The organism is Variovorax sp. WDL1, assembly GCF_001541225.1.
In the GTDB taxonomy this organism is placed as follows: domain Bacteria; phylum Pseudomonadota; class Gammaproteobacteria; order Burkholderiales; family Burkholderiaceae_C; genus Variovorax.
This window is the reverse complement of record NZ_LMTS01000015.1, coordinates 1-20579: the sequence shown is the minus strand read 5'-3', so window position 1 is coordinate 20579 and position 20579 is coordinate 1. Positions and strand designations below refer to the sequence as shown.

18 protein-coding genes and 1 other annotated feature are annotated in these 20579 nt (G+C 62.9%); of the genes, 11 read left to right on the top strand and 7 right to left on the bottom strand.

Going from position 1 to position 20579, the window contains the following annotated elements; all coding sequences use genetic code 11:
• Positions 1-104: 104 nt before the first annotated feature.
• Positions 105-851, bottom strand: coding sequence for a dioxygenase family protein (locus tag APY03_RS01535; RefSeq protein ID WP_068673263.1), 747 nt, complete (start codon positions 849-851; stop codon positions 105-107).
• 502 nt (positions 852-1353) lie between these two features.
• On the opposite strand from APY03_RS01535, the gene APY03_RS01530 reads away from it, so the two are divergent.
• Complete coding sequence (locus APY03_RS01530; RefSeq protein ID WP_068673261.1) at positions 1354-2277, top strand: LysR family transcriptional regulator; 924 nt, start codon at positions 1354-1356, stop codon at positions 2275-2277.
• Positions 2278-2313: 36 nt separating this feature from the next.
• Here APY03_RS01530 and APY03_RS01525 read toward each other — a convergent pair whose 3' ends face one another.
• Positions 2314-2688 (bottom strand): STAS/SEC14 domain-containing protein, encoded by a 375-nt coding sequence (locus APY03_RS01525; protein WP_068673259.1) that lies wholly within the window; start codon positions 2686-2688, stop codon positions 2314-2316.
• A gap of 773 nt (positions 2689-3461) precedes the next feature.
• On the opposite strand from APY03_RS01525, the gene APY03_RS01520 reads away from it, so the two are divergent.
• The 3 genes from APY03_RS01520 (at position 3462) to APY03_RS01505 (ending at position 6194) form a co-directional block, all read left to right on the top strand.
• Positions 3462-4133, top strand: coding sequence for a DUF4145 domain-containing protein (locus tag APY03_RS01520; protein ID WP_068673257.1), 672 nt, complete (start codon positions 3462-3464; stop codon positions 4131-4133).
• 263 nt (positions 4134-4396) lie between these two features.
• Positions 4397-4876 (top strand): HAD domain-containing protein, encoded by a 480-nt coding sequence (locus APY03_RS01515; protein ID WP_068673255.1) that lies wholly within the window; start codon positions 4397-4399, stop codon positions 4874-4876.
• An 89-nt stretch (positions 4877-4965) separates the two neighbouring features.
• Positions 4966-6194 (top strand): IS3 family transposase gene (locus APY03_RS01505; RefSeq protein WP_232073558.1). Its coding sequence is split into 2 segments (ribosomal slippage): positions 4966-5251 and positions 5251-6194, totalling 1230 coding nucleotides; the frame shifts between segments, so codons are not numbered across the junction.
• Positions 5247-5363, top strand: a sequence feature (AL1L pseudoknot). It overlaps the preceding gene by 117 nt.
• Positions 6195-6279: 85 nt before the next feature.
• Here APY03_RS01505 and APY03_RS01500 read toward each other — a convergent pair.
• Positions 6280-6543, bottom strand: coding sequence for a PsiF family protein (locus APY03_RS01500; protein WP_068673249.1), 264 nt, complete (start codon positions 6541-6543; stop codon positions 6280-6282).
• A 1578-nt stretch (positions 6544-8121) separates the two neighbouring features.
• Between APY03_RS01500 and APY03_RS01495 the strand changes: the two genes are divergently transcribed.
• The 7 genes from APY03_RS01495 (at position 8122) to APY03_RS01465 (ending at position 15815) form a co-directional block, all read left to right on the top strand.
• Positions 8122-8889 (top strand): LuxR C-terminal-related transcriptional regulator, encoded by a 768-nt coding sequence (locus APY03_RS01495; RefSeq protein ID WP_068673247.1) that lies wholly within the window; start codon positions 8122-8124, stop codon positions 8887-8889.
• Positions 8886-9521 (top strand): hypothetical protein, encoded by a 636-nt coding sequence (locus tag APY03_RS01490; protein ID WP_068673245.1) that lies wholly within the window; start codon positions 8886-8888, stop codon positions 9519-9521. Before APY03_RS01495 ends, APY03_RS01490 begins: the two co-directional genes overlap by 4 nt.
• The gene (locus APY03_RS01485; RefSeq protein ID WP_068673243.1) at positions 9518-12859 is read left to right on the top strand and encodes a UvrD-helicase domain-containing protein; all 3342 of its coding nucleotides are present in this window, start codon (positions 9518-9520) and stop codon (positions 12857-12859) included. The genes APY03_RS01490 and APY03_RS01485 overlap by 4 nt, the downstream gene beginning before the upstream one ends.
• 100 nt (positions 12860-12959) lie before the next feature.
• Positions 12960-13472: a hypothetical protein gene (locus APY03_RS01480; protein WP_068673241.1), complete on the top strand. Its 513-nt coding sequence runs from the start codon at positions 12960-12962 to the stop codon at positions 13470-13472.
• Between the two features lie 13 nt (positions 13473-13485).
• Positions 13486-13944 (top strand): DUF7665 family protein, encoded by a 459-nt coding sequence (locus tag APY03_RS01475; RefSeq protein ID WP_068673239.1) that lies wholly within the window; start codon positions 13486-13488, stop codon positions 13942-13944.
• Entirely contained in the window at positions 13901-14413 is a 513-nt protein-coding gene (locus APY03_RS01470; RefSeq protein WP_068673236.1) for a hypothetical protein, read from the top strand. The genes APY03_RS01475 and APY03_RS01470 overlap by 44 nt, the downstream gene beginning before the upstream one ends.
• A 1-nt stretch (position 14414) precedes the next feature.
• Positions 14415-15815 carry a ThiF family adenylyltransferase gene (locus APY03_RS01465; RefSeq protein ID WP_068673234.1) on the top strand — a complete coding sequence of 467 codons (1401 nt, stop codon included), beginning with the start codon at positions 14415-14417 and terminating at the stop codon, positions 15813-15815.
• A gap of 53 nt (positions 15816-15868) precedes the next feature.
• Here the strand turns inward: APY03_RS01465 and xseB are convergent, their stop codons facing one another.
• Genes xseB through APY03_RS01445 form a run of 4 tightly spaced genes read right to left on the bottom strand, consistent with a single transcriptional unit; the run spans position 15869 to position 20532 of the window.
• The gene (xseB, locus tag APY03_RS01460) at positions 15869-16216 is read right to left on the bottom strand and encodes an exodeoxyribonuclease VII small subunit (protein WP_068673232.1); all 348 of its coding nucleotides are present in this window, start codon (positions 16214-16216) and stop codon (positions 15869-15871) included.
• Positions 16206-17939, bottom strand: coding sequence for an exodeoxyribonuclease VII large subunit (gene xseA / locus APY03_RS01455; RefSeq protein ID WP_068673230.1), 1734 nt, complete (start codon positions 17937-17939; stop codon positions 16206-16208). The genes xseB and xseA overlap by 11 nt, the downstream gene beginning before the upstream one ends.
• Positions 17940-17980: 41 nt before the next feature.
• Complete coding sequence (locus tag APY03_RS01450; RefSeq protein ID WP_232324128.1) at positions 17981-19099, bottom strand: hypothetical protein; 1119 nt, start codon at positions 19097-19099, stop codon at positions 17981-17983.
• A 59-nt stretch (positions 19100-19158) separates the two neighbouring features.
• On the bottom strand, positions 19159-20532 hold the full coding sequence (locus APY03_RS01445; RefSeq protein ID WP_232073601.1) for an ATP-binding protein: 1374 nt from the start codon (positions 20530-20532) through the stop codon (positions 19159-19161).
• Positions 20533-20579: the final 47 nt, after the last annotated feature.

Here is a 20579-nt window from a genome sequence, read left to right as displayed (position 1 = left end):
GCGGATAGAAGTAGGACCAGTCATATTTCATCAAGCCTCACACTAAACGCCCGCTTACCGTTTCGCGCCCATCACCACTTTGGACCACTGGTGATGCCGACCGACTACGCCGGATCGAGCTTGAAGTCCTTGCGCAGAACCTTGGCGCCGTTGGCATCTTCAAGGTTGTGAATCAGCGCCGGACGAACACCTTCTACGCAGTCGCTATCGACCCACTTTCCGCCCGTGAAGTACGATTGCGTGGTGTGCTCCAGAAAACCGGGAGCACGAATCTTGAAGTGCACGTGAGCCGGCCTCCAAGGATGCCGCCCCATCATCTCGAGCAGCTTGCCGCTCGGCCCGTGATGCGGAATCGGATACGGCGCAGGAACACGGGTGCGAATCCGGTACTCACCGTCTGCACCAATGATCTTCTTACCCCGGTAGGAGTCTTGGGGAAGTTCAGGATCGAAACCGCTGTAATGTCCGTGATTGTCCGAGTGCCACACGAACATTTCCGCGCCCTTAATAGGCTTGCCCGCCAGGTCCGTCACCCGCCCTTCGAGTACCAAAGGCTCGCTGCCATCGTCGAGAGTCTTAATTTCGTCGTTGATGACCGGTACGTTCTCCAGGAAGTACGGTCCCTCGACGTTCGTAGTGGAGCCCTTGCGGTGCTTCATTTCATTGTCAGTGATGGTGGCGTTGAACCACAGATCACAAACCAGAGGGATCTCGTACTCTGGCGCCTTCGCGTACTGCATCAAGAAGCCCACGCCTGCGCGGTATTCCTCGAAAGTGACGTCGTGACGGGACAGGACCTCACGCACCGCTTTCACGATGTCGTAGACCACGGTTTCGACGCGGTTTGCCATGGAGCTCTCCTTTGCGTTGCTCTGGTTGAAGGAATGCGGCGGATTATCGACCTAATGTCTGTCTTTCTAGCCTAGGGTTGACCCTAGGATTGGTGCGCGGCTACGTCGGCTCAGTGGGAAAAACGTACTTAGGCCCATTTGTTCGTTGCGTGTAGACCTTGAGTGCCGCCTTGGCGACAGCAGATGTGCGGCGGATCTGCCAGCGGCCCGCGTGAAATCGGGCGCGCACCGACATACTCTGTGTCGTTCCCCGCGACGCTGACGGGGTTAATCCGCCATCACAGCGACCTCTCGGGCACCACTTTTCCAGTCCGGCACGCGATCAATGCGGCGGGTGCATGCAATCCACGCCAGCTGCAGCGTGCGATGCATACCTCCTCCGGCTCCACCGATCCACATCCCTGCTCGATCTCGCGACCGTGGAATGTACGGACTGCGCGCCTGTTGATCCAATATCATCTTTGGAATCGTGATTACCAAAAAGGTATCGGTGTAGGTCTCTATGGAACTCCGTCACCTCCGGTACTTCGTTACCGTCGCGGAAGAGCGCAGCTTTCGCCGTGCATCACAGCGGCTTCACGTGTCTCAACCGCCCCTATCGCGCATGATCAAGCAGCTCGAAGCGGAAATTGGGGTGGAACTCTTTGATCGCTCTCCGACCGGCGTAGACGTGACTGCGGCAGGTGCGGTGTTCCTGGAGGAGGCAAGGCGGGCGCTCCACGTAGCGAACGACGCGGTTGAGAAATCCCAGCGCGCGGCACGGGGGGATTTCGGCCACATAGAAGTGGCCTACTATGGATCGGTGATCTTTGGCGTGATACCGCGCCTATTGGGCGAGTACCGGCAACTTAAGCCTCGGGTCGCTGTTCGGTTGTCAAGCTTGACGAAGGACCGCCAAATTCGTGCGCTGCGCGAGGGTTGGTTAGACGTTGGCTTTGCTCGCTACTACAGGTCAGAGCCTGATATTGCGTCTGAAATTGTGTGGCGGGAGCCCATCGTCCTTGCCGTGCATGCCGATCACCCACTCACTGGCAACACTAGTGTTGCAATGGCTGAACTGCGCGACGAGCCGTTGATTGTGTTCCCCAGTGCACCTCGCCCCAGCTTTGCCGACGAGCTGCTACAGCTTTGTACCAGTGCCGGCTTCAGCCCAAAGATCGCGCATGAAGCTGAGGACTTGTTGGCCTGTCTGGCGCTAGTGTCCAGTGGTGTTGCCATGGCGCCCGTTCCGGTTTCTGCGGCGATCATCAAGCTACCGAATCTGAGATTTCTGAGGCTCGCCCGTCCAGAGCCACAAAGCAGCCTCTATTGCGTGTACCGCAGAGGCGACAACAGACCTCTACTCACCGAGTTCCTCGAAACGGTGCGTTCGCTCGCCTTGCCGCCGCTTCCGGGATTTGAGGCATGCAGGGGTGAAGGTGGCTGAGCGCCCGCTACGAACCCAAGTTCCAGGTCGACTTTTTCAAGCCTCCAGCCATTTGATTGCTGCACTGAAGTCGTTGTAGAAAACCTTGTAGTTTGCTTCTCCAACGTGGCCGAACGCGATGCGAGCTAGATACGCGATACGAGTGTTGGGGACAAGGATGCCGGTTCGCAGAGTCGAGGCATTAAGAGTCTCCTTTTTGTCTGCGCCCAACCGCTGCTGGAGCAGCACCACGTCCATGTCCGGTGGTTCCAGCTCCAAAGCATCGTACAGAACGCGGACCTGTTGAGTGTCGCGTGCTAGTGCGATTACCCGTTCCTCGCACTCGCGCAACATTTCCGCCGTCGGTTTGCCGCGCAACCTAGCGACAATTACCTCGCCCACTGGTTCTACCCACAATCGCTCTTCTCGCATGACTGGGATATTACTTCAACCGAGAGCAGAATTCCTCCGTGCGTCTCGGTGTCGGCAGCACTTCGAGCGCCAAAGGGGAGCATCTTCCCGTGGCTCGCAGTTACTTTAGCGTGCCTGTAGAATTATCGGATCGGCCCGCAAGTTGCAGGCGAATGCAAGTTGACTTGGTTTTTTCGGCATCAAAGGCCGCTGCTCGCCCAGCAGTCGTCCCTTGTTCAAAGCAGAGTGTCGTTTCAGGAGATCTGCGGTCAGCCGCTGCGTAACCTGCTGCGCCTCTTGCTACCCCCTTTTTCGAATCTGGCGCACGGACCGGCCCGGTCATTTTCGTTTGCGCCTCTGCCCAAGTAGGTCGCTTGGAACCGTGGGTCCCGCGACAGCCGAATGCAGAGTGTCCTGCTTGCCTCGAGATGGCGCAGCCCCTACTCTGGCAGACGCGCGGGTGTCGCGTTACGAGCAAAGCAGAAACGTCATTGTGACTGAAGACGAACTGCGCATGCTGACGCGGTTCAGCGTTATGCCTTTCCGCCCGACGCGAGCTGTGCGACAGTTGGTGCAGGAACTCGCATTGGACTCCGAAATGTGGAGCAGGTGAGCGGCAGGTCAGCGGCTTTGTAGGACCGCGCTAAGCAGCACCGTGTGTCACTCGGCCGCTCGCCCGCTCCCGCCGTCCCGTTACAGTGGGAGGGATGCCAGTTGATCGACAGCTATTCACGTCAAGTTTTCGCGACAACCGTTTGCCCAATTGGAGGTGCCCGCGCTGCAGTGGCGGTCACTTGCGACTCCTTCCCCATTCCTTTCACCGTGCGTATGACGGCGCGACGGAGACCAACAGGAACGAGGACTGGTTCGACTACGACGACTTCCGCTTCCGCTTCACTGCACTCGCAAGGTGCGACAACGACCACTGCAGCGAAACGTCCGCCGTCGCTGGCTCAGGAAGCCTGCACGAGGACCCAGACGACGAAGCCCACCAGATGGAGTATTCGGAGTTGTTCACGGCAACCTACGTAAGCCCCTCACCAGCACTCATCACTGTCCCGGAGGATTGTCCGGACGTCGTGACCCAGCAGGTCCGCCGCGCTGACGTGGCGCAATGGGGAGACTACGAGGGCGCATTAACACATCTCCGCACAGCCGTTGAACGTTTACTGGATGCGCAAGGTGTGATTGCGAAACGCACGACTACAAAGGGAAGCGCCTATCTGACCTTGCACAGTCGCATCGAGTTCTTCCGCGCACACCAACCAAGCGAAGCAGACGCGCTGCTGGCGGCAAAGTGGCTGGGGAATGCGGGTGCACACAACGACGAGGTCACCAGATCGGACGTCTTCGACATGTATGACATCCTCGAGAGGGTGCTGAACGGCTTGTATGGACACGCGTCGACGGTAGAGAGGTTGATCAGAACCATCAACTCGGCAAAGGGACCGGTTCGCGATCGATAGCACTGCGCCTAATGAACACCGCCGCGCTACTCGTCACCGCTCCGGTGGGGTGCAAGGACCCGGTAACGGTTCCGCGTCCGTAGAGGACGGCACACGTTGTAAGCGCGCCGCCGCTCTGCGCACGCCCAGCGTTACTCACGTTAAGTTGGCATTTACGTAGGCTAGGAAGGCGAGCTCGCGCCTCGTAAAATCAACGCTTATAGCAATGTCCCGCTCTTCGGGACACCGCTTGATCTGCAGCTCGCGCCAGACCCCGAGGACTCATGTCAAAGCTCTCGCCACCCCTCATCTTTTTGGATTTTGACGGGGTGCTGCACCCGGCGCAGGGCAGTGAGGTGCGCGACTTCGCCTTTGCTCCGCACCTCGCGCGCGCCGTGCAGGACGTGCACTGCGAGGTAGTGATCTCCTCGACCTGGAGAGAGCACTACCCGCTGCCGGAGCTCAAGCGCCTGCTGCCCGAGCCGCTCGCAGCGCTGGTGGTCGGCACGCTCGGTGCCGACCAGCCGGGTCCGCACGTTCGCTACAAGACGATCTGCAGATGGCTGGTAGAGCATAGAGCCACCGATCGCCGCTGGTGCGCAGTTGACGACAATGGCAGCGAGTTTCCCGCAGGCATGCGCGAACTGCTCCTCTGCGATGGAATGCGAGGCTTTGGAGCTTGGGAGGCAGAGTGTTTGAGAGATTGGCTGCTCCGCGACACGTCCTTTTCCCAGCAGAGTGGTGACCGTGGGCTCGCCGGATAGTGGTCGCGTCAATCAACAGACGGTCCGCCACGAGACTGAACCGCCCCGGATTTCTCGGAGGCTCCTACACTTGAGAAGGAAGTGGAGCCATGAAGAGGAAGTCACAGAGGTATTCGCCCGAGCTCGTTGAGCGGGCAGTTCGCATGGTCGACGAAAGCGGCGCCCAGCACGAGTCGCAGTGGGCGGCAATCGTCTCGATTGCGGCCAAGATCGGCTGCACGGCCGAGACGCTGCGGCGCTGGGTCCGGCAGCACGAGAAGGACACCGGCAAACGCGAGGGACTGACCACGCAGGAGCAGCAGCGTATCAAGGACCTTGAGCGAGAGAACCGCGAACTGCGCCAAGCCAATGAGATCCTTCGCAAAGCCAGCGCGTATTTCGCCCAGGCGGAGCTCGACCGCCGCTTCAAGCCGTGAAGGCGTTCATCGACGAACACCGCGATGCGTACGGGGTCGAGCCGATCTGCAAGGTGATGCAGATCGCCCCGTCGACGTATTGGCTGCATGCTCAGCGAACCAGAAGGCCGGAGCTTCGTCCTGAGAGGTCCAAGCGTGACGATGTCCTGGCCGCGGAAGTCCAGCGGGTCTGGCAGGAGAACTTCGGCGTCTACGGCGTTCGCAAGGTCTGGCGCCAGCTGCACCGGGAAGGCCTGATCGTGGCGCGTTGCACCGTGGGTAGGTTGATGCGCCGAGCAGGGCTGCAAGGGGTCGTGCGTGGCAAGAAGCAGCGCACCACCGTGCCCGACGCAAATGCCGTTTGCCCGCAGGACAAGGTGCAGCGCAAGTTCAGAGCCGACAGACCGAACCAGCTGTGGGTCTCGGACTTCACGTACGTCTCGACATGGCAGGGCTTCGTCTACGTGGCCTTCGTGATCGACGTGTACGCACGTCGAATCGTCGGCTGGCGCGTGTCCTCGACGATGCGCACGGACTTCGTCCTGGACGCGCTGGAGCAGGCCCTGTACGACAGAAGACCGGGCCAACGGGGCGCACTGGTTCACCATTCGGACCGCGGCTCGCAATACGTCAGCATTCGGTACACCGAGCGTCTGGCCGAGGCTGGCATCGAGCCGTCTGTGGGCAGTGCCGGCGACGCGTACGACAACGCGCTGGCAGAGACGATCAACGGTTTGTACAAGGCCGAGGTGATCCACCTGCGAGGACCTTGGAAGACCCGCGAGAGCGTTGAACTTGCCACCCTCGAATGGGTCGCCTGGTTCAACCACCACCGACTGCTCGAGCCGGTCGGCAACATCCCGCCGGCAGAAGCCGAGGCCACCTACTATCGTCAACTTGCCGAGTCAGAGGAAAAGGTCTGACTCACACCAACGAGTCTCCGGGAATCCCGGGGCGGTTCAACTCCTCAGAGTGAAGGGGCGGAGGTGCGCTCAACACACGGGCTGCTCAGCCCTTCGCGGCTTCTCCCACTGCGTCAGACATGCACTTCTTGGCGAAGCTGGTCTTCGCCGCCCCTGCCAGCTTCTTTTCGGCCGCTTGTGCGTCGCAGGCGGCTTTCGCATCCGCCTCGCACTTCTTCATGAACGACGTTCTCGCGGCGCCGGCCAGCTTCTTTTCGGCGACGGTGGCATTGCAGGTTGCCTGGGCGTACGTCGCTCCGGAAGCGAGCGACAGCAGGCAAACAATCGACGCGGCAGTGATGCGGAGCATGGTTGTCCTCTGTGTTGGGCTGTGGAATTGTGAGCTGGCAGCAAAGCGCCTGGCAAGAAAGCCGGCGTACATGGGCGGGTTACGATTAACGGTTCCGCTGGCGCAGACCAGGCGTGGAGGCGATCGATTTCCCAAGTCCTGTGACTGAATGGTCCGGCCCATCGCTTCGTGTTGTCATGTGTGACGATGAAACGGCATCTGGCGCGCTGCGGGGGGGATCTTGTCCGACTTCTGTGCCAAGAGGCATGGGTCGTCAGCGACCCACATCAAGCCGTCGACGCTGCACATGGCAGCCCACAGCTGCCATCGCCCTGCGTTTCCTCTACACCGAGGCGCTCACCGGCAAGCGCGAGATGGTGAACCAGGTGCTGACCATCAGTCTGGAGGAACTGTCGGAGACAATGGTCTCGCTCCTTGCTCACGGTTTGCCAAGTGCAGCGGCCGACCGGTTGTCGTTGCTCGGCCAAGTTGCTGAACTTCCGCTGGCGCAGTCGCAGGTACGCGCGCTGGAGATTACCTGGCTGGCTCGACGCAGACCCGGCCTCATGTTTGGTGGAGCAAACAGGCCCGGCCCGGCGGCGGCGCCTCGTGAGCGCCACCTTCGCCTGGCTGACTTGGCAGCCGCGTGTTGGGGCACAGCTAAGAAGCCGGCTTGGAGCCGGCCGCGGATGATTCTTCACCTGGAAAAAGCACGCGGTGAAGGACCCCAACCCTCGGGGGCTAGGAGTGTGGGCGGCAGAATTTCGCCGCGGCTGCGGCACTGGCGGCGTGCGGAGGTTGACAGCCGCAACAGGCGACCTTCAGCCTTAGAGTCTCACACACGTAGCCATCATCGTTGCTTTCGATTGGGGGGGGGCGCGCGCGCACACGTAGTGCATGCATCCGAGCGACTCGGCCACGCAGAACACGCGTTCTGGCAGGTTGGCAGCCCTTCCTTCCTGAATACGCACACCGTTGTGGCATGCGGGAAAGTGCGCCCGTTTCTCTTCCGGTTAGCAGTAGAGACCGAAGTTCAGCGCGAGGTGCGAAGTGGGATTTGATGACTGCCGATCATTCCGAAGGCAAGTGGCCGACTTCCTCCGAAGAACACTTCAGAACGCACCGACCTACGGCGGCAGGGGCTGGGGTCTGACGCTTTCTAGGCGGAGCCCTCCGTCTATCACAAATACTGGGGAGGCTCTCGGTGTAATCGAAGCACTCAGCCTACAGACGGAAATCCTTGACGAGAGAACTCGTCAAGACATTGGCGCCTTCGTCGAAGGCAGATTGGCGGCACAAGAAAAGATTCAAGCGCGCACTCGAGACTACGCCATGGCGGCGGCGTCTTCATCCCGGACTGAGCAAACTTGGCAACCCATGGGTTTCCGATTCGCCCGTCCCTTTGCGACTTAACCTAGACGGACACGCCGCGGGCTTTCCGATTCCACGCCCGCGCTGCGACTAATCAAGAAGGGGCGCCCCGCGAGATGGACCGAATGGATAAGTTCCGATTCCGGATCGCTGTTGCGAATTAAAGCGGGAGGGGGCAAGTATCCGCCCGGACAAGGGAGGGGTAGCACATAACGATGGAAAAGAAGCATGAGTACACCAACAGATGACGCGGCCCTGGGGGCCCTTGACGACCAGTCCCTCCTCGCCAAGCTGGCGCGCCGGGACTGGAAGACCGACCCCGAGTTCGTCAAGGACGAGCAGGTGTATCGCCTGCTACGCCGCGCCGAAGCCGCGGGCCGTACATCCCGCGTAGGCATGCTCAGCCGGGAGCTGGGCCGGCGCACGCTGGAGCATGCGAGGGCGTTCGCCTACCGCAGCGGCATCTACCGCAGTTTCGGAAACCTCGATCAAGCGGCCGAGGAGCTTTCGCAATACGTGTGGGAGTGCCTGGTTACCCGCCCGGGCGATGCAGCACACGCGGAGCAGCACTTCGGCCAGCTGTTCCAGCGCCGAGCGTTTGACTTCCAGCGACGCTTGCTGGCGAAGAAGCGCAAGAGCCAGGTCAACATCGGCGACATGAGCGCCGCAGCCGGCGAGTCCGCCGGCGAAGCAAACGAAGAAGACCCGGACCTGACCGTACGTAAGGTGCTGGCGCTGCGCTCTCACGCGACCCCGGCCGCCGCACTGGAGCTCAAGCAGGCCGCTGCCGCGGCGGCGTCCAGGCTGCAGGAGGTGTTGACCAAGAACGAGTACATGACTTTCGTGATGCTCTATGTCGACGGGATGCAGGTGCAGCAGATCGCGGCCGCACTGCGCGTCTCATTGAAATCCGTCAACAACTACAAGAATGCCGCGCTCAGGAAGATCGCGGACGACAGTGCGCTCAACGAAATGAAAAAGGAGTTCAACACATGACATCGCCCAACCGTAGGCTGTCGCTCGAGGAAGTGCTGGACGCGTTCTTCTTCTCCGCAGATGCGCCCGATGCCACCATGGTGGCACGCGCCTGCGACAGCTATCCGGAGTACCGTGAAGACATCATGGAGTTTGCCGCTCTGTGGTCTTCGTATGAAGCGTCGCCGGAGCCTGCGCCAGAGGCTCTTGGTGAAGTCAACGAGGAGGCGATTGACCGCATCCAAAGCCAAGTGCTCAACTTTCTGCATCATCAGAGGCAGCAAGCCGCTTCCGACCCAGACATCGAGAAGGTTCGCGCTTCCATCGACGGTTTGGCCGGAAGCAAACTGAGGCTCGCCGCGAAGGCGGCGAGCCTTGGTGATTCCACACTGCTGCTGCAGAAGATTCTCTCCAAGCAGATTCGCGATGTCCCACGCTTTGTCCTAAGTCAATTGGCGCAGCACTTGAATGTCGCGACTCGGTTGTTTGAAGAGATGTTGGGACCTCGACTAACCGGGGCGATCAGCTACAAGTCATCCAACAAACCCAATCTTCCGACCATAGAATCGTGGGAAGAGGCAGTGCGGGCTTTGCCCGTGGACGAAGCTGAAAAGAAAAGACTCATTGCGCTTCGGGAGAAAGAACCAGCTTGACCCCCTTCCATCGTGCGCGCGAGGCAGCCAGGGCGTTGCGTGAAGCCCATCTCGGAAGCCGCGCGGGTGACGCCGTTGCCGCCCAGGAGCTGCTCAAGGCGATCGCCCACGAAAGTGCCGAAGACTTCGAGATCTCTGTCGCGAGTCCCCGCGACAAGACGCTCGGAGGGGCGGATGCACTGCTGATTCGCAAGTTTCGCCAGATCATCGTGCGCAACGACGCAAGTGCGCAGGAGCAGGCCGCGCTCATCGCGCACGAATTCGGTCACTGGAAGCTGCACGACGAACACCACGACAGTTGCCACCAGGTCCTGGATTCGACCTTGCAGCCCGCGAACGGCGACACCTTTGGTGCCCAGAAGGTGGAATCGTACGGAGTCCGTGAACGCTCCGAGCTGCAAGCCAACGTCTTTGCTCGCGAACTCCTGCTGCCGCGCGCAGTGGCCCGAGCCGAATTCCTTCGCGGAAGGACCGCCAGCCAGTTGGCCGGCGCGCTCGGTCTCCCGCTTGAACTCGTTCGCCAGCAACTTCTCGATGCCTTGCTGCTGCCGCAGCCGCAGCCGTCGGCCAGCAAGCCACGCGAACCGATCGTGGCGACACCCGAGCAAAAGGCGGCTGCCACATCGCCCGCGGAAGTCTCGCTCGTGGTCGCAGGCCCTGGCACGGGAAAGACCGCCACCTTGCTCCTGCGCGTCCAGCACTTGCTCGCCAGTGGCGTCAAGCCGCGCGAGATCCTCGTCCTGACCTTCTCGAACCGCGCGGCTCGCGAGTTGATGGACCGGCTTCAGGACCTGAAGATCGAAGGCGTGGACGAGATGTGGGTGGGAACCTTCCACGCTTTCGGCCTGGAGTTCCTGCGAAAGAACCACGACAGGTTCGGGCTGGGGCCTCAGCTTGGCGTCGCCGACAAGATGGCCCAGATCGCACTGCTGGAACCGCACATCTACGGTCTTGGCCTGAAGGCGTTCAACCCTCTGGGCGATCCCCTGGATTGGCTCAAGCTCGCGGTGAATGCGATACAGCGCGGCAAGGACGAGCTTGCCGATGCCAAGGCTTTCGCCAAGGCGGTCGAGAAATCGGCAGCGGACACCGGCGAAGCCGAGTTGGCGAAGCAACGCGACATCGCGAAGCTGTACGACTGCTACGAAACGGAGATCCGCAAGAAGGGCAATCTGGTCGACCTCGGCGATCTGGTGATGCTTCCCGCGTTGGCGCTGTCGAAGGATTTCGCCGCCTATGCGGACACGGTCGGTCGCTTCCAGCACGTCCTCGTCGATGAGTACCAGGACGTCAATCGCGCCAGCGCGATGCTGGTCAAGGCCATCAAGAGCCACGCTTGCACGCTCTGGGTGGTGGGCGACGCACGCCAGGCCATCTACCGGTTTCGCGGTGCGTCCATGGCAAACATCGTCCGTTTCAAGGATGACTACGCCAAGCACACCGTCTTTCCGCTGAACGAGAACCGCCGCAGTTACGAAGAAGTCGTCAGGGTTTTCGAGCACACCGGCCGCGAGAGCAACCCGTTGCAGATGATGCTGCCACTGGACGACGTTTCGCCAGCGCGCGGCGCGAGCGGCATCAAGCCCCGTCACGTTCAATGCGGCGACACCGAAATACTCCACGGTGAACTGGTTGCCAACGTGCAGCGAATCCACAAGGGGAACGGCCAGGGTGAGGTCGCCTACAGGGACCAGGTCGTCCTGGCAAGCAAGCACGAAGCGTGTGGCGAGGCCGCCCGCGTATTGAATTCGGCCGGTGTGCCCGCGCTTTATCTCGGCGACATCTTCCAGCGCCCGGAGATCAAGGACCTTCTGGCGCTCCTGCAGCTGTTCATCGATCGCTCGGGCGCGGCGGTCCTGCGCGTTGCGCAGCTGCCCGGGTTTCAGCTGCCTGCCGCTGACATCGAGCTACTGCTCCCGTGGCTGAAGGCAAACCGTCCCGAGCCGCTGTCTTGGCTGCGCGCTCCGCCGGCGGGCACTTCGAACGCAGGCCGGATCATGCTGCAGCGCTGGGCCGACACCCTCGGCGGCCTGGCATCGAACGACTCGCCCTGGGAAGTGATCTGCTCGATCCTGCTGGACCGAACACAAATCCTTCACCCACTGCTGGCCGACGACGGCATCCTGGCCGTAACCCGCAGGCTTGCCCTGTGGCAGTTCATCTACTACCTGCGTGTGCCTGACGGCGGCGTGGCGTACCAGACCGTCGGCAGCTTCATCACGCGCTTGCGTCGGCGCCTGCGCGTGGGCGAAGACCGCGAGCTGCGAATACCGCCACCGGAAGCCGACAGCCTGGATGCCGTCGCGGTGATGACCATTCACGGAAGCAAGGGTCTGGAGTTCGAGGCGGTCCACCTGGTGGACATCGACGCGCGCCACTTTCGCGCCGGAACGGATCCAGAGCTGGTGCCCCGTTCACTGCTGAGGGCGGTCGCGAAGACTGAGAATTTCGAGGAGGAGACCGAAGCGTCCAACCGGCTGTACGTCGCGTTGTCGCGCGCCAGGGAACACCTCGTCCTCTACGAGCGACAGGGACACTACAACGCCGAGTGCGTGCAGGCAGTGGCCGACGCGGAACATCTCTTCGAGCAGGTGCCCGGCAGATTCAGGTTGGTTCAGCCGGGACCGGCCCCTTCGCCTCCCGCGACTGGATCGTTGCCGGCCAGCTATCCACTCGGTGGATTTCTCGCCTATCGCGTCTGCCCGCGCCGCTACTACTACGACTTCATCAGACAGCTGGCTCCTTCTGCTGGCTTGCATCCGGCCGCCCTGGTCGAAGGCGCCGTGATGAGGGACCTGTTCGTACCCCACGGGCAGGACCCGAGCGTTCCATCCAACGAGGTCGACACGGTGTTGGTCGCGCTGCGGCCGGCGTTCGCCGACTCGATCCCGCATCTGAAAGCGTACGCGGAGCAGTTGCTTGCGTCCGGCCGCAAATGGCTCGGACAACCACGTGCGGCAATGGGCAAGCCGGTGATCGTGCACTGCGCCGGCCTGCCGCTGGAGGTTTCGCCCCATCGTGTCACCAAGTCACCGGACGGCCGGGTCGTTACCCTGGAGTTCGTGCGGAACAAGCCACCCGGCAGCTGGAGCCGCCAGCACCAGGCCCTGCGGTGGGTCCTGAAGTACCTGCGCGAGCGTTATCCGGACTACTCTTTCACCGGCAGCCTGTTTGCGCTGGGCGCCGATCAGGCCTTTTCCGTTGCGGCATATGGACGCCTGCCAGACGACTTCGTGTTGGTATCGGTCGCGAAGCGCCTGATGAGCGGCGACTTCACGGCCGCGCCCAGTTCCTGGGAGTGCCCGAAGTGCCGGCACTTCATGCACTGCCCCGCCTGAGCCCAGGCCACACCCCTCCTTCCGATTCCTACTCGTCCTTGCGACTGACCCTGTATGAGCGCCGCATGTCGCGGGGCTCTTCGAGTCAAGGAGCAAGGACATGCCCGCAACCCGCATCTATATCCAGTCGGAACACTTCCCCGACATCAAGCTGATCGAGATAGACAGCGAAGCCACCCTCACCGACCTGAAGAAGGCGGCGCTCGCGTTGATGCCCGCCGGCACCCCGACCGACGACTTGCAGTTGTCGGTGGAAAGCGATGACGACGGCAAGAGCGCGCCGATCGACGAGCGCCATGCGCGCGTCAAGGACCTGGCGAAGGGCCGCGGCGTGCACATCCACCTGCATCGCTGCAAGCACATCGAGATCACCGTGCGCTTTGGCAACGAGCAGGTGGACCACAAGTTCCCGCCGGCAACGACCATCGGCCATGTGCGCAAGTGGGCCGGCCTCAAGTTGGGCATGCAGCCCAGCGACATCGCCGAGCACGTGCTGCAGATCCAGGGCACCCAGACGCAGCCGGACGTTGACACCCACGTCGGCGCATTGGCCAAGTGCCCGAACTGCTCGCTGGCGTTCGACCTCGTGCCCGCTCACCGCATCAACGGTTAAGGGAACAAGGAACATGGCGCCGGACGAAAAAGCGTTGCGGGCCGACCTGGTTTCGGCACGCTTCCTGTCGGGAGAGGACCGCGGCCGCTGGAAATTCGAGAAGCTCGAGTGGCCGCACCTCTTCGTCACAGTGAACGCGCGCGATGGGCGCGCGTTCACGCTGCGCCTGCACTGCGGCGGCTTCCCGGGCCAAGGCCCGACCGGGACCTTCTGGGACATGGCCTCCGGCGCCCGGTTGGCCTTCGCCCGCTGGCCCGTCGGCGGCGAGCGCATCAGCCTCGCATTCAAGCCCGGCTGGAAGGACGGCAACGCCCTCTACATCCCCTGCGACCGCGAGTCCTTCGAAGGTCACACCGACTGGCCCGCCAAGTACCCGCAATTGATCTGGAAACCGGCGAAGGGCATTACCCATTACCTGGAGGTCGTTCATGATCTTCTTCAGAGCCGCGACTACGCCTGCGCCCCTGCTTGAGATGCCGGAGGCACTCTGGGCTGAGCTCATTGCGCACCTGCGCCGGCAAGGCGGCGGTGTGCGCGAAAGCGGTGCCTTTCTGCTCGGAAAGAAGGAGCCGTCCAGGCGCGTCATCACGCATTTCCTGCCCTACGAACAGCTCCAGCCGGACGCGCTTCACGACGACTACGTCGCGCTCAACGCCGCCAGCTTCGCCGCGCTGTGGGAGCTTTGCGCAAGGCTCGACGTGAGCGTTGTAGCCGACGTTCACACCCATCGCTTCGGCGCGGGTCAGAGCCTGTCCGATCGCACGAACCCGATGGTCGCCTTGTCGGGGCACATCGCGCTCATCGTGCCGCAGTTCGCGCAGGGCCGTGTGCGCATCGTGGATGTGAACATGTACGTCTACCAGGGCAGCCATCGCTGGACGACCTTCAAGGGTTCCGATGTGCAGGCCCGTCTGCGAGTGACCTCGGATGGAGGTAAGTGACATGTTGGACGCTGAATCGATGCATCGCCTGGCCAAGATGGCCCTGGACACCGGGGAAGCAGACTCGCCGGAGGCCGCGATAGCACTCTTCCAGAAATACCGCGTTCGGATTCACCTCGGGGCCGGCTGGGCCGATACCTCGGCCGGCCAAGCTTGCTTCCTGACGGCCTTGAACACCAGCGCGCGTGCCTTCCTGGGCGGCGTCGAAGTTCATGGAGACCTCGACCATCGGCTCACCGTACCGCTGTTCGAGGGGCGCCACGTGCGCGAGGTGATCGGCGAGTGCGGCGGCCATGCCGCGGCGGTCGCGAGCACCCGGCTGCCGACGCTGGTCATCGGCGAAGTGCCGAAGGGGCCGGACGCCGGCTTCTGTGTCCAGTTAGCGTGGGACGGCTGGTGCGCCTGGATCTCGCCTTGGCAGCAGGACGACGCAACGTCCTTTGGACGCGACAACCCGCTCGCCGGCGTGGCGGCCGCCGCGCTCGGGGTCAACGAAGCGTTCCTGCACGTGCGTGGTGAGTTCGCCGAAGCGGGTCACCGCGTTGTCGGCCTGTCGCTGTGGAACCCGCTCGCCATGGCCGACTGGCGTGACTACGTGGGCCCGGACCTGCAGTACCTCCCCAAGGACCTGTGGCTGGTGGGTCTTGGCCACCTTGGCCAGGCCTATGCGTGGACGCTGGCCATGCTGCCCTACACTGCAGCTCGCGCGCACCTGGTGCTGCAGGACTTCGACAAGGCGGCCCGATCGAACTTGAGCACGTGCATGCTGCTGGGCAGCCATGACCTCGGAAAGCGCAAGGTGCGGGTGGTCGCGCAGCGTCTCGAAGCAGCCGGCTTCGAAATCGACATGGTTGAGCGTCGCTTCAGTTCGAACCATCGCGTGCTTCCGGGCGAGCCCTCGACCGCTTTGATCGGCGTGGACAACGTGGGTACGCGTCGCGAACTCGACACGGCCGCATTCGACCTTGTCGTCGAGGCGGGGCTCGGCAGTGGGCATCACGACTTTCGGAACATCCGAACCCACTGCTTCCCGGGTCCGCGGAAACCATCGGAGGTTTGGCGAGCGGACGCCGCTGTCGAGGCCGGCGTGGAGCTCAGCGACACCTACAAGAAGCTGGCGGCGCAGCGCAACGACATCTGCGGCATGACATTGCTCGCATCACGGGCGGTCGCGACACCCTTTGTTGGCGCGTTCGCAGCTTCACTCGTCCTGGCGGAAGTGATTCGCCCCCTCCATGGCGGCGGCGTTCATGCCGCGCTGGATATGCAGATGAAAAACCTCTCATACAGGATCGGCGCTCCGTCCGCCCCGCATGCAGGCCTGCCAACGCCCTACCTCGAAGCGGAAAGGCCAAAGCTTCGACCCGCGCCGAAACACCGAGAACTCGCAGCCAGCACTTGAACGTGGGCCGCGAGCAGTCGATGCACGGAACGCGCCGTTTGCGCTGAGGAACGTCAGAACGGAATGTCGTCGTCCATGTCGTCGAAGCCGGTCGATGGTTTCGACTTAGCGGGCGGCGCCTGCCTTTGATTCGGGGTCGAGCTCGCCACGCCTGTCCCGCCCTCGTCATCATCGGCGGACACGGTTGCCAGGTCTGCATCCGCCCCGACATCCGTGAGCGCCTTCTCCAGCGCCTTCTCGACGGCGTCGATGCGTGCCTTGCACGTCTTGTACGCCTGCACCGACTCCTCGACGATAGACAACAGATCGTCGATGTTGGGCTCGCGCTGCTGACGGAGCGTCTCCGCATGGCGCTGCAGGACTCCGTAGGCCTCGCGAAACGACTTGCTCTCAGTTGCCATTCCGATCTCCTTTGTCCGCTGGATCGTCCGGCCGCAAGCGGGCCTTCAACGATCCGTCTTTGAATCCAATGGAAAATGTTCCCGCTGCCTTTGCTTGCGCGGCGCTGGTGACCGACTTGCCCGCATCGGAAGTCACCATCGCGAATCCACGCGTGAGCGTCTTCTCTGGTCCTTGCCCCGCGATCTCGCGCATGCGCGAGGTTGCGCCTTGCATGTGCAGTCGCACCGACATCTGCGTGCGTTCGATGACGGAGCGGACCAGCCCCGCACTATCGTGCGTTGTGCGCGCCGCAATGCCGCCGATCGAGTCCAGCACGGCCGGAAGTAGTGTCCCCGTTTCCCTTCGTACAGCAACCACGCTCGATCGCGCGAGCTGTTGAACCGTGGCCATTTCCGCCGTCGCGGCCCGCTTTGCGATATGGACATGCACAGGCGCGGAGGCGCGCACTTCGTGCATTCCCTGCCTCACGAAACCCTGTGCCTGACGCACGCGAGAAATGGACTCGACGCGAACGTTTGCCATGAGGGAAATGCTGCTGTCGCGCGCGGCGCCGACCGTCTCGACAGCGGCAGCGCGAATTTGCCCATCGAGGGCAACGCATTCGGCGGCCTTGTTCTGCAGTGTCTCGCGTATGCGTGCGGCGACCTGCTCAAACGAGGTGTGCGCCTGCGCCGCGCGCCTGGCGACGCACTGCTCGATATCGGCGATCACCTTGCTGGGAGTGTCATAGCTGCGATGTGCGACTTCATCGAGGAGCGTGCGATCCCGCTCGTGACCGATGCCGGTCAGCACAGGCACCGGGCAAACGCAGATGAATCGCGCCAGTTCGTAGTCATTCAGCCAAGCAAGATCGTTGACGGCCCCGCCCCCTCGAATGAGAATGACCGCGTCGAGCGGCGCCGCAGCCTGCTCGATTCCGCCTTGGAGCGCCATCACGATTTCGGCCGCGGCGCCCTCGCCCTGGAATCGGCTGTGCACGTAGACAAAGTGGCAAACCGAATGCCTGTGCAGCCGATGCGCTTCAGCCATGAAGTCACCAAGGCCCGCACCGCCCTCCGGTGCGACAACGAGTACGTTCGTGAAGTCCCATGGAGATGGCAGCCGCCGGTTGCGTTCGAAGAGCTCTTCCTCCTTCAGTCGCGCCCGGATCTTCCGTTTCTGCGCTTCCAGGTCCCCGACGGTGTAGGACGGATCGATGCTCGTGATGTCGAGCGAGAAACCGTACTGCGCCTTGAACACAGGACGGGCGAACACCAGAAGCTTGATGCCGGGCGCGAGCATCGCGCCGGTGGCCTCCTGGAACTGCGGAAGAATCTTCTCGGCGGTACGCGCCCAGATCGTTCCCCGGGCCTGTGCGAGCACCCTGCCCTCCTGGTCACGCTCGCTGAGCTCAAGGTAGACATTGCCTTGCTTCGCAGTGACGTTGACCACTTCCACCCGCGTCCAGACACCTTGCCGGAAGCCCTCGTGCACCAGCTTCGCGACGCCCATGAGCAGCTGCGAGAGACTGGTGCCTTGCACCGGCGCGACATCCCGTGAATCCGAGGGCGTCGACCCCGACGAGACCGATACCGGAGCGCCGGCCGGAAGCCATGATTGGAAAGGCTCCAGGGAGAGACCGACAGGGACGAACCACTGCCGCGCCGCGCCGTCCCAGCGGGCACCCAAGGCTTTTGCCTTGTCCTTTTGCGCGAAGGGAACGGTTAGGTCGGTGCCATCCATGGTGCTCGTCCGGATCGTGCGTGGCGCGCCGACGCGGGCCCCTATAGCCACGCCTCCTGCTCGTACTTGGCTCCTCGTTCCTCGATGCGCTCCAGCGTCTGGAGCAACGCGGCCGGGACATCGCTTCTCGCACGCAAGCGCGCGATCGCCGCGAGATCGTAGGTGTTCAGATCCAGTGGCTTGCCCAGCTCCAGAGACGCCAAGTCCATCGCACGAACTTCCCACGCACAACCGGCGGCCTGCGCGAGCGCGCCCACGGTGAGAGCGATCTCAAGGCCGGCGGGGTCCGCATCGGCACTCACATACACAACCGCGGGAGCACATCGCAGAACCCTGTCGACCGCCGCCGACCACGCGTGGGTCGGCCGACCCGCGATGAAGATGACGCAGGTGCCCGGCGTTCGCCGGCTCGCTTGGCGCTCGAAGCTGGCCCTGTTCTCGATGAACCAGTAGGAGGAAGGCCTATCCACCACTGCCTGCAGTTGTTGGGCCGCCGAGGCAGGTATCCCCAGAAATGGCACCGCCGACAACTGCATGTTTCCTTCCGGAAATTGAAGGCAGCAGTCGCCAGACACCCAGAATACGGGGGCAAACCGCTCGACGCCCAGCTCCTCGAGCGGAAGACGATCGGCCAGCCACTTCCACTCCGACTCGGTCACCGCCTTGCTGTGCGGCCGCGCGAAGATCGCGAAGTCCTGGCGCATCCCCCGGCGCTTCTCCTGAACCCAGGCATTCAAGGCCTCCACCAGTTCGGTGCGTTGATGGCGCACGGCATGGTGCATGGGCGGCTGCTGGACCAGCAGTTCCCGCGCCGCGGCTTGGACATCTCCGTCTGAGCTCTCCACCAGCGCCGCGAGCCTTGCGTCCAAAGTCTCGCGCGCCGCGTCGCGATCGGCACGCGTCGGCAGGCCTAGTGCCGTCTGCAGCGCCGGCAAGTCCAGCCAGCGCAAGGTGTAAGGCACCCAGAACCCGTTCTCGCGGCGCTCATCAACCGCGATCCAGCCTGCCAGCAGCAGCCGCTCCAATAAGCGCTCGGCTGCATCGAGCCGTGCGGCCCCTGCGAGTTTGCGCAGTGCGGCCACGCGGCGAGAGTCGCCTGTGCCTGTACCCACCCACTTCACCAGCAGTTCGCGCTCGGCCGCCGTGAGGGCCCACAGCATGGGCGCCCCGCGATCGGGAACTCGTGCGCGCCTGTCGGCGCCAGTGGCCGTGATGCGAATCATGCGGCCTTCCTTGCATCGCCATCGAGGCGACGCTGGACGACGGCGATCGGTGGGGCCCACCGCTCCCCGGCGACCTTGGTGCTGGTTACGAGCATGATCTCGGCGGGCTCGAAGACCTCGACGTTGTGGGTGATGGGCGTCGTGAGCAAGTACTGCGCACGCGTGGAGCGCAGGAAATGGCTCACCAGCTGAATGTTGCGCACGTCCAGGTGTGCGAACGGCTCGTCGATGAATACGAACCCGCCCGGGGTTTCTTCGTCCTTGAGCAGGCCCACGAGCAGGATCAGGCTCTTCATGACCTGCTGGCCGCCGGACGCTTCTCCGTCGTTGAGGCCAATGGCGGCCTTGCCGTCGAAATTGAACTTCACATGCAAGCCGGCCTGCGCAAGGGTCGTGTCGTCGTTGTCAAGGTGGGGCGGCTCCGCCTCCACCGTCACTCCCGCGAGCTCGCCCAACTCCACGATGGTGCGGCGATACCTTCTCGCCGTGGCACGCAGCACCTCGATGTACTTGCCTCGCGCATTGCCGACCGCCTCGCCGGCACTGGCATTTCGAGCCTTTGCATCTTCCACCGACAGCGCCTGGTCATCCACCCGGATCTTCATGAGCGAACAGCGCTCCTGCACCGTGTCGTCGGTAACCCAGGTTCCCGCATCCAGCTCACGCTGGACAGCCTGTTGCCGCAGCTTCGCCTGCTGCGCATTCGTGAACTCCGCGCGCAGCTCCACAAGACGCTCGGGCGTGCGCCAGCGCGCGGGCAAGCGTGAGCGAACTTGATTGGAGTCCTTCACTTTCTCCGCGGACGCCTGCCTCTGCCGCTGGCACTCCAGCTCCGATTGCTGCAGCTTCTGCTCGGCTTGCGTCAAAGCCCGGGACGCTTCCTTGTACTCACTTTCGAGCCGCTGCTCGTTCCGGTTGGCCTCGGTGAGCTGGCCATCCAAGGTCGACCACCGCGTGCCCGCCGCAACACGCGCCTGCTTCAGACCGGGGAACTTCGCCTGCGCGTCCGCGAATTCGACGGCGCGTCGTGCAAGCTCCTCGGCCGCTTTGTGGCCGTCCAGCGACTTGACCACCTGCGCCGCCTGCCGCTTCAGTGTGGTGAGCTCCTTGGCCACGCGTACCATTTCGGCGTCCTCGCGATCGACGATGCCTGCAAGGTGAACGCGCTTTGCCTCAAGAGCCGCCGCACCGAACTGGCATTGCGCGTCATCGACCCACACCGAACGCCCGCCGCGGTTATCCCGGAAGTACGCCTGGGGTGTGATCCATTCGCCGCCGCCCTTGCGACCGGCTTCGACGGTGTCGGCACGGCGGATGGCGGCAAGGTGCTTGCGCAGCCAACTTGGAACATTCGAGGTGAACTGCGTCACTTCCAACAGGGGGTCTCCTCGTTTTCAGTGCAATAAGTGACGGTACG